General features: G+C 57.1%; 1 protein-coding gene. It reads left to right on the top strand.

Annotated elements, in window-relative coordinates:
• Positions 1 to 368: murein hydrolase activator EnvC family protein (locus tag ACTHSP_RS22780; protein ID WP_440347101.1), on the top strand; the 368-nt coding region annotated here is incomplete at both ends.

The raw sequence follows: 368 nt of genomic DNA, 5'->3' as shown, positions 1-368 counted from the left end.
AACAGCTTCAGCCGTATGCAAGGCCGTCTGAAAAAACCGGTCAACGGCACACTGGCAGGCCTGTTCGGTCAAGACCGCGGCGATGGCGAAGTTTGGAAAGGCGTGTTCTACAATACTGTTCCTGCTCCGGTCAGCAGCATTGCCTCAGGCACGGTTACTTTTGCCGGCGAGCTTGAAGGCTACGGCAAAGTGGTCGTCCTCGACCACGGCGACGGCTATGTCAGCATTTACTCCGGCCTGAACGAAATCGACATCGCCCAAAACTACGCCGTCAATGCCGGCAGCAAGATCGGCACCAGCGGCACTTTGCCGTCGGGCGAAACCGGCCTTTACCTTGAAGTCCGCTACAACGGACAAGTCATGAATCC

The organism is Neisseria sp. P0001.S005, from assembly GCF_051963715.1.
The sequence above is the reverse complement of the archived record's forward strand: the minus strand, read 5'-3'. Positions and strand labels throughout refer to the sequence as shown.